Annotated in this window: 7 protein-coding genes and 1 pseudogene; 6 read left to right on the forward strand and 2 right to left on the reverse strand. The window is 37.7% G+C overall.

Annotated features, from left to right (window positions below; translation table 11 throughout):
* Window positions 1–49: 49 nt before the first annotated feature.
* Complete coding sequence (locus FTT87_RS07745) at window positions 50–598, reverse strand: DUF2062 domain-containing protein (protein ID WP_373423504.1); 549 nt, start codon at window positions 596–598, stop codon at window positions 50–52.
* A gap of 270 nt (window positions 599–868) precedes the next feature.
* Here FTT87_RS07745 and FTT87_RS07750 point away from each other — a divergent pair, with 270 nt between their 5' ends.
* The 6 genes from FTT87_RS07750 (at window position 869) to FTT87_RS07775 (ending at window position 8,941) form a co-directional block, all read left to right on the forward strand.
* Window positions 869–1,462 (forward strand): LysE family translocator, encoded by a 594-nt coding sequence (locus FTT87_RS07750; protein ID WP_086195995.1) that lies wholly within the window; start codon window positions 869–871, stop codon window positions 1,460–1,462.
* A 141-nt stretch (window positions 1,463–1,603) separates the two neighbouring features.
* Window positions 1,604–2,173: a dCTP deaminase gene (dcd, locus tag FTT87_RS07755; protein ID WP_086174816.1), complete on the forward strand. Its 570-nt coding sequence runs from the start codon at window positions 1,604–1,606 to the stop codon at window positions 2,171–2,173.
* Window positions 2,174–2,419: 246 nt separating this feature from the next.
* Entirely contained in the window at window positions 2,420–4,525 is a 2,106-nt protein-coding gene (locus FTT87_RS07760) for a hypothetical protein (protein ID WP_180082154.1), read from the forward strand.
* A 35-nt stretch (window positions 4,526–4,560) separates the two neighbouring features.
* Window positions 4,561–5,256 carry a hypothetical protein gene (locus tag FTT87_RS07765; protein ID WP_373423505.1) on the forward strand — a complete coding sequence of 232 codons (696 nt, stop codon included), beginning with the start codon at window positions 4,561–4,563 and terminating at the stop codon, window positions 5,254–5,256.
* 28 nt (window positions 5,257–5,284) lie between these two features.
* On the forward strand, window positions 5,285–7,609 hold the full coding sequence (locus FTT87_RS07770; RefSeq protein WP_180082155.1) for a DUF6160 family protein: 2,325 nt from the start codon (window positions 5,285–5,287) through the stop codon (window positions 7,607–7,609).
* 39 nt (window positions 7,610–7,648) lie between these two features.
* Window positions 7,649–8,941 (forward strand): DUF6160 family protein, encoded by a 1,293-nt coding sequence (locus tag FTT87_RS07775; RefSeq protein ID WP_180042437.1) that lies wholly within the window; start codon window positions 7,649–7,651, stop codon window positions 8,939–8,941.
* Window positions 8,942–8,997: 56 nt separating this feature from the next.
* On the opposite strand, the pseudogene FTT87_RS07780 reads toward FTT87_RS07775, so the two are convergent.
* A pseudogene (locus FTT87_RS07780) lies at window positions 8,998–9,600 on the reverse strand (IS3 family transposase); the annotation flags it as partial.
* Between the last annotated feature and the right edge of the window lie 128 nt (window positions 9,601–9,728).

A 9,728-nucleotide genomic window follows, 5' to 3' on the forward strand; every position in this document is an offset into this window, starting at 1 on the left:
GCGAATATGAATAGGCTAAATAGTGAAATATAGTTAAAAGATGCAATGATTATTGAAAATATCGGCGCCGTTTATGGTGCTGAATAATATTCCATCGCCACAATAATCGGGTAATCACGAAGAATATAATTGCAAAGATGAAAGCCTCTAGTACCAACCCGAATAATAAAATTTTCGCCAGACTCAAGTCGATGTGTCCATGCCCAAAGTGGGTGATAGCGTGGCTGATCTGATGCAACACCCCCAGCATCATATCCTGATCAATCATATTGACCTGGAAAATTTTGCTGCCTAACCAGAACCCCAGATACAGAATTGGAACCAGGGTAAAAGGATTGGTCAGCCAGGCAAGACATAAGCTCACAGGTAAATTGACTTCAAATAGCAATACCGTCAATACAATCAAAATACTGTGAAATGGTAAAGGTAGCATGCCCCAAAACGTGCCAATAAAAACAGCTTTTGAAATGGACTTTCTGTTCACATACCAAAGTAAAGGATTTAAGGTACGCTCACCAAAAATTTTCATTACTTTCATCCCTGCAACTTTTTGCGGTGAGGGAAGCCAGGACTGAAAGAACTGTTTTGCCATAAAAATAGGCCGCTTAAATGATGATGTATTGTGCCTGAATCGATCCCTCAGAGACAGATCAAGCCAGATAAATATAAATGATCAACCTTAAAATAGTATTTGTTGAAATTTTTTTTAACAAATGACTCAGGAGTTAAACTACAAAAATAACTTTAATTTATTGAAATTTAATAAATTAATAAAACAGATTGGGCAATTTTAAAAGATGTGAAATTTCTGATTTGCCAAGTACAATAAACTGATTTACTCTTCGTGCACTCTATAGAGAGATCGCATATGATTTCATGGTTATTCATTGGTTTAGTCATTAGCATTTTATTGACGCCTGGTCCAACAAATACCTTGCTTGCATCTTCCGGCATTCAGGTCGGTGTACGTAAATCATTACGATTGATTCCTGCTGAAGCGATTGGTTATTTAATTGCAATTACGCTTTGGGGCATGATCATTGGTAGCGTTTCAGCTAAATTTCCCATGCTTCCGACCTTGTTAAAGCTACTGAGTGCATTCTATATTATTTTCCTCGCCATTAAACTTTGGAAAACTGCCGATATTGAAGCAAGTTTTAATCTGCCGACCATCCGTGCCCGCGAATTGTTCTGTGCAACTTTACTCAATCCTAAAGCCTTACTATTTGCTTCGGCTGTTTTTCCAAGTACGGCATGGCTCAGTGTGAATAATTATGCTGCGCATATTGCAATGTTTCTGGTTCTCATTGTCCCGATTGCCTTGTTCTGGACATTTATTGGATCAATTCTGGCTTCTAATAAAGTACGCTGGTTAAATCAATCCAATTTGCAAAAGACTGCTTCTATCATCTTAATCAGTTTTTCAATTCCATTAAGTTATTCTGCTATTTTGAGTCTTTAAACTTTTAAGTCTTGAAATTACGGCGATGAAAATATACATTTTGTAAAAAAACACCTCATCGCCTGATCATTATTTTCATTGTAGCCAATTTCAGTTAAAGTACAGCGCAATAATCGAATTAACTATTTTTGGATTGAAATAATGGCAATTAAGTCTGATCGTTGGATTCGCGAAATGAGCGAAAAACACGGCATGATTGAACCGTATGCGGAAAACCAGGTACGTTATGATGAAACTGGTGAAAAACTCATTTCTTATGGTGTTTCAAGCTATGGTTATGATGTTCGTTGTGCACGCGAATTTAAAGTATTTACCAATGTTCATTCAGCAATTGTCGATCCAAAAAACTTTGATGATAAAAGCTTTATCGACATTGAATCCGATGTCTGTATTATTCCGCCCAATTCATTTGCTTTGGCTCGTACTGTAGAGTATTTCCGTATTCCGCGTAATGTTTTGACTGTATGTCTTGGTAAATCGACTTATGCACGCTGCGGTATTATTGTGAATGTCACTCCACTTGAACCAGAGTGGGAAGGACATGTGACACTGGAATTTTCAAATACCACCAACTTGCCAGCACGTATTTATGCAGGTGAAGGCGTTGCGCAAATGTTGTTCTTTGAATCTGATGAAGTATGTGAAACTTCATATAAAGACCGGGGTGGTAAGTATCAAGGACAAACTGGTGTGACTTTGCCAAAAGCATAAATATTACAAATAATTGAATAAGCGGATCATTTTGGTCCGCTTATTTTTTGCTTGCTTCATTCATCGGAAACTGTGTTCATTCGCCCAGTTTTTTTTGCAATTGCAATAATATTCAGCATAATAAAAAGTTGAACAGACTTGGTCAGAAGATTGTCGTCATGACAAATAAATAAAAATTCGACATACCAAGCATAGGACGAATTAAAAAATAATGATGCGGAGCATCTGATAAAAAGGAAGGTCGTGATGACTCAGAGTTGGAATAATACAAGATTTAAAAAATCTTGTTTGGCGAGCATGCTCGCAGCTTTACTTAGCCCATCAGTTTATGCGCTTGAATCTTTGTCAGATGATCATCTTTCTGAAACTACAGGTGAAGGCGTTGCTTTAGCCCTTGAAAATTTTAAGATGGTCTTTCAAGGTCCAAACGAAATCTCACAAGCTTCAAGTTATGGCAAAGGAATTGTCGATCCGGGACAGTATGACACGGGCTTTATCCGAATTATTCCGACCGGTGAAAATTATGAGCTGCTTGGTCAGCGTGCTTATACTAAAATTTATAATAAAGCTTATACGGATGCTTACTTAAGCGGGAAGGCTGCTAATTATAACGGTGTTTACGAAAATACTTATCAATCTGCTTATAATACTTATAGAACAAATAATTATACGACTGTTAACACAACTGTAAAGAATAACTATACAGCAGAATATCGGGGGAATGTGGTACAAAGTTATGTCGACTCTCCTTTGATGAAGCAATATTATCAACAACGTTATGATGATTATTATGATGGGAATTTGTGGCCATTAAGTGTAAAAGATGATGGTACAACTGAACCGGGGTCTGCCGAATCGACATTATGGTTAAAAGACAAATCCCAACAATATGCTACAAAAAATACATTAGAAATGATTGAATTGCTTTATGGCAATCGTTCAACTGAAAGTATACCTACAACTACCTATTCACAAAGTGTAACCAGGCAAAATACGATCGACACCACTGTTGCGAATCAACTGGAAGCTAAAACCCAAGCAGTACTTAATCAACAAGCCGCTGAATATGCGAAAAGCGTAGCCACTACAGCAAGTAATACTGCACTTGCTGAGGTTGAAGCTGAAGCCATTCGATTGGCAAAATTAGCAGCAGCTCAAGCTACAGTGGGAAGTCTAAGAACCAAAGCAGACGTTTTTATTTATGGCCTGGCCCTCTCTAAAAGTGATGGGTCCTTGAGTACCCGGTACAGTAATCAAGGTTTTAATTGGGGAACAGCAGCAAATCCATGGCTGATTCGTGCAGGTAATGTGGATACGATTCAGTTTGCAAAAGGCAATAAGGCCAATGTCGGTTATATTGCATTGGAGGCACCTTTAAAGCTAAAAGGAACAGATACCAGTGATACTTTTAAATTAGGCTTCTGGAGCGATATTTTTTCACGCCAATTAAATTCAAGTAATATGGTGGATCCGTTAACTGGAGCACCCACTTCTGGACTAGATAAAGATTATCGTTTGAGAACCCAGTTTATTGCCAATGGCTTGAATTTAAATGGGTCACAAGTTCGATTATTCCAAACATTACCAGCAACGAGCAATGCCAATTACAATCAAACTTTAGGCATGGCTGCAATTTTACGTCTAAATACTCATGATGATCCATCCACGCTAAAAGCAACGGATGCTGACCTGGATGCTCGTGGAATTAGAATGAGTACTGCTGCAAAAAAAGGCCCGGACAGCACTCCTGATCTATATGATGGTACCGCCGTCACTCCAGCGATTGACCGCTCATTAGCTCCTATATTTAATGATGTGGAAGGGATGTATTTATATAGTCCCAATATTAACTTGGTATTGGGGAATATGTATCAGCCTTTTATTTTAGGTTCTGAAGGTAACAATATTATTTTAGAAATTACCCGTATTCCAAATGTGCCAGAAATATATTCACAAATTTATACCTATTACAGTGATACAGACTCAACAACTGTATTGAAAGATAAAAATAATCAGAATATTGCGATGATCGATAAAGATGGAGTGACCTACACGAAACTTTCTGATTATTTAAAAGGTTCAACCTGTAATGTTTATAGTTGTGGTACTGAAATTACCACGACGGCAAATAATATTACTACGACTTATCAAGGTCGAAATGCAACCCATAGTAGTATCAGTATTGGTACGGTAGAACGGTCAGCTACAGGTAATTTGTTAAACGCCAACAAAACTGCAGATGCAACCGGTGTTGTCTTTAAAAATATTAATGGCCAGGCGACAAATTTAGGCTCAGTTGCAATTGATGGTGTACTCATTCAGCACCTAAAAATAAAAACAACAGGTTTATAGGAGAATAGGCTATGTATCCAAGTATTAAAACTTCTATCCTGAACCTGGTTTGTTCAATTTCTATGTTGGCTTTTACCCCTATTGCAAATGCACAGTTAGTAGGTATGGCTAATGATGAGATGACTGATATATCTGGACAAGGTGGTGCAGATTTAAGTTGGACTCTATCGTTAAATCATCGCTATGCTAAAGATTTATCTCTAAAAAATATTTCAGTTTTTGATGCAACAGGTAAGGCAACAGAGGCATTTTATACTTATAGTTGTACTGATAATGTATTTTGCCGTTTAGCGATCGCACCGAATAATCATAAAGATGCTGCGGGTAATAAAAAATGGTTGGTTTTTAAAGGCATTCAAGGCACCTTACAAATTGATCAGTTTTCATTAGATGGTGCGACCATTATTAACCGTGATGGTAATCCTCAGACTGCATTACAAATTTCTTTTTTTGATGATAAGCCACTGAAAATTAGGAATTTAGGTTTTAATACTTTGGCGGTCGAAACAGGTGATGCAGGTGTTGAAGGGTATGCCAATAATATGATTTATAGCACCTATACAGAAAAAAAATCTGATGGAACAACAGTTGCAGGCTTAGATGTGCCGACGTTTGATAAAAATACAGAAAAAGGCTTTATGGGCTTAAATATGCATGGCAATTTGCATATGTCAGGCAATTTAAAAATATTCAGTTTTAACTGTACAGGTGCAGGAACTGCGCGCTGTTAATTGAATAAAGCCAGATAGGGATATAAGAATGAAAAAAATAACAAAGTTAAAAATACTTACGGCAAGCATTTTGATTGCACAACAAAGCCATGCATTTGAGCAACTTTCCGATGATTATCTTGGCTCAGTAACCGGGCAAGATGGTATCAGCATTACACATGAGATCTCCAAGGCAACTATAAATGCTGTCAATTGGGTTGATTCTTCTTCAAAAAGCAATGCCAACGATTCATTACTACGTCCTGATACCATGAAGATGGGGCTGAAAGATGTGACCCTGTCAGGTGTCAATAATCAATCGATTATTTCTACGCTTGACTTTGATGTGGGGGCAACTGATCGAGGGGCGGGGATTCGCATAGAAGCCAATATTTCTCCATTTGAATTAGCTGTTAACAACCTCATGTTACTGTGTACTGATGCAACTAAATGTCAGACTCCTGAACAAAGTTTGGGTTCTCTCGATATCAAAACCAGTTCACCACTTCGTTTACTTCTTCAAACGCAAGCAGGATTATTTAATCGAGATGAAACGGCACACCTTAATTTTCAATTGCAAAATGCCAGTATCAGTCATGGTTTAAACGGGCAAAAGCTCACTTTGAAAGATTTTAACTTCAATTTTTCTGGTGATGGCTATATGTATCTGAACTCTTATCAAGAAAGAACATCAAGCAGTTACATGGATGAAGGGATTGTTCTGACTACAAAGAGTCGTAATGGTGTGACGGATCATGTTGTAATGTTGGGACGAGTAGATGACAGCGATCCTGTCGCCAGTGCAAATTCACTGCCTGGTCGTGATACCGTACATTCATCAAGAACCAAGGCAACCAATCCAGGGGTAAATATTGACCTGCGTTATGGCAGTGATCCGAATCAGCAACGAAATTTAATTCGTATGGGGGCATCGGGCGCGGTAACCAATGCCACAATTTTCTTAAATGCCAATCAAAGTGGGATTACAGATTTTGGCCGTACTTCAACAGCGACATTAACAGGTTATGATGCGGTAGGGCTAGGCGGGCTGCATTTTGGTATTTCTGCCGATTTTACCCGTGAAGGGAATGCACTTTTAGGTACGAATCAGCCCCCAACAACCCTTGAGATTGGTCATACAGGTAATGGAAGTTATGCCATTGAATTTTCCAATTTATCACCTTTAACTGTTCGTAATTCGAGTTCTAAAACAGATTTAAATACCAAAAATGCCTATATTGATTTTGGTGACATTTATATTAATGCAATACAAGCAAAAAGTTTAGATTTTTTAATTAACGATAAAATTAAAAAGACTTTAGGGGTGAGCAATTTAGTTCAGACGCAGCAATTATCATCGCTTGAAAAAGGTAATGACTTTGCATTAATCGCTATACGTAGTATGGATTTTCAATCGATTGCACGTAAAGCACGGTTTATTGCGGATAACTCTTTAGCTGAAATTACCAATGATACCAGTAGCTGGGGAATTGGTATCCCTGTTTATAATCTGAATGCGAATATTGCGCTTGCAGGCACAGAATATACATCAAAAGTGGATGGTGGGACTAAAAAAGGAATTGCCTACAATGTAATGGCAACTACCGATGGTTATGGAATTGACACAAAAACGGGTGCAGCGAGTACTACATCATTAATTTTAATAGATGGAAAAAAAGGGCTGCACAATGAAGAAGTAAATTACTATGCCGGTTTACGTAATATTGATGCATTTGTCAAAGCCAAAGGCGTGATTGGTTACGAAGAGCAAGGAATCTACATTAGCGCCGATGATTTGCTTGTCGCTGCAAGTGCAGAAATGGCGATTGGTCAATTACCTGGTTCGCTCTATAACTGTACCAGTGGTTCTGTTAAATGTGGCAGTGTCGTTCCTGTTGATAATTTCGCCCGCAAAGATGATGTGCTGACTTCCATTGCCTTTAAACTGGATGGTAAAGGTGATTTGTTTATTATTCCCGGTATGAATGATAATGCAGAAAATAACTTCTTATCTTTCCGTGCTAACTTTGAATTTAATGCATTATCAGACACAGATAAATTGAACCCCAATATTTTGGGAAGCTACTTTAGTTTGATTAACGAAGATGTTGATGCGAATAACACGGTTGTGAAAACTTCAAGTATTAATTTGAATAAATTGCAAGGTGTCCTAGCGCTTGAATCACAAGTCAAGATGCAAAAAGATACTGTGGTATTTGATAATAAAGTGGATATTAATCCGGCCAAATCTTTGAATCAGGTATTCAGAACCGAATTATCGATGTCTACCATGCCGAATCAAATGCAGAAAATGGCAGATATTGCAATTACAGGGGGAAGTATTAGAAGTAATTTAGGTATTACTCCACGTTAACCTGTTTGAGAATAAATAAAAGAATAGGGATAGAATTTTATGAAAAAATTATTATTGGCAAGTTTGATTACTTCATCTATTGCAATACCAAGTTTAAGTCATGCAATGGTTGCTATGGATGATGATTCATTATCTGATGTAAGTGGTCAAGCATTATTGTCTATGGAATATAACGCGGGTTATAACGTTATTGATGCTAAAGGACAAAATGTAGACCAGACGAATCTGGGATTTTATAAATTGGGCCTAGAAGCTGAAATGGAAATCAACGCCAATATTAAAAAGCTGCAATTAGGTTGTGGTGGGGTGAATGGTATTGGCAAATGTGATATTGATATTGATAATATTTCTTTAAGTGGTTTGCAAGGCGCAAACTATACTTCTGATGATCGTGCGGCAAGCTCAGCCCTTATTACCAATCCATTTGTTGAGTTTGCTATTAAAAATCCAAAATCTGCTTCTACTCGTGAGGTTCTTGGCTTTCGTTTAAGTGCTGAAAAAATTGCTGGCTTAATGACAATAGGAACAGAAAACAGTAGTACGCCTAATGGTATTAACTCCTTTAGTGGTTATATGAAAACCAAGGCCTCTTCTGGGGTGGCAATTACAGACCCTCGAATTATGGATTATGCAGCAACGGGTCAATATATCGAAGGTGCTGTAACGGGAACATTGGTTGGTATTCCTTTAGAATTGCATTACAAGTCAAATGATTATTCATTTAACTTATCTTCAACAACTGCACCTTTTACCATTCCATCGACGATCGTATCTGGAACACGTATGACAGAGGCTGTCCTAAAAGGAACAGGAACAGTAAATCAAATAGATTTTTCTGGACCTTTAGCTGCACAGATTTCAGCATTAGGTTTAAATCTTACTTTGAATAAACAAATCGATGGTTATTTAACTGGTTTAAAGACTGATATTACAGTAAATCAAAATTTAGGTTTGATTCATTCTTTGTATCTAAATAATGCAAGTTCGTTATCACTACAGACCCAGCAAATATTGTGGCCGGGTGCATCGGTTGCTGCAAATCGAGGGTGGTGGTTAGCAATTGAAGATGAAGTGGATTTAGGGAGTATCAGTCCAACAACCAATGTAAAAATTACCGATGAAGTGCTTAAACAAACGATTGCAGGAATTAATCACGACTTAACCTCTAAGCCGCGTGCATGTGGCGATTTACTGTTTGGATGTGTTGCAGGTACCGGATTATCTGTGGGTGAAATTAAAAATCCAACACTTATTGATTTTCCATTACAGAACTTAACTTTGCAAGGACAGAACTTTAAGTCTAACTGCTTTGGTGGGCTGAAATTCTGCTAATGAGGAAATAAAAAATCCCGCACTTTGATCTGACCCCCGAAAGTTGGACGGTTTGATTAAGCAGCTTTTAAGGACTGAGTTCTGTACTCTACAGGGCTTAGTCCTTTTAATTTAACCTTGATTCTTTCATGGTTGTAATAATGAATATATTCTTTCACGGTTTGTTCTAATTCATCAACTGAATTAAATTTCTCACCATAGAAACATTCCGATTTAAGTATTCCAAAGAAACTTTCCATAGCAGCATTATCTAAGCAGTTTCCTTTACGTGACATGCTTTGAATCAATCCGTTATCTGTTAATTGTTTTTGGTAATGAGCCATTTGATATTGCCACCCTTGATCTGAATGAACGATTGGCTTATCAGTGGGTTCGAGCTTAGTTATAGCATCCTTTAGCATCTCCTTGACCAATCCAAACATGGGTTTACGTCGAGTCTGAAAGGTGATGATTTCTCCATTAAATAAGTCCATGATCGGAGATAGGTAAAGTTTCTCACCACGAACATTGAACTCCGTTACATCTGTAACCCACTTCTGATTGGGTTTCTTTGCTTCAAATTGACGCTGTAATACATTCTCAGCCACTTGACCGACTAGCCCCTTATAAGAGCGATACTTCGCTATTCTGATACGTGATTTAAGCTTCATTGACTGCATTTGTTAGCGGCAGTGTAAAAATGACCCCCTAATGGCATTTAAAAACTGACCCCCTTGGTTAATATAGCGGTCATTTTGGACTGCTCAACATGTTAACTTTGGAGCAAGCAGTGACAATCCAAATACTT

This window comes from Acinetobacter sp. YH01022, from assembly GCF_013420235.1.
GTDB lineage: Bacteria > Pseudomonadota > Gammaproteobacteria > Pseudomonadales > Moraxellaceae > Acinetobacter.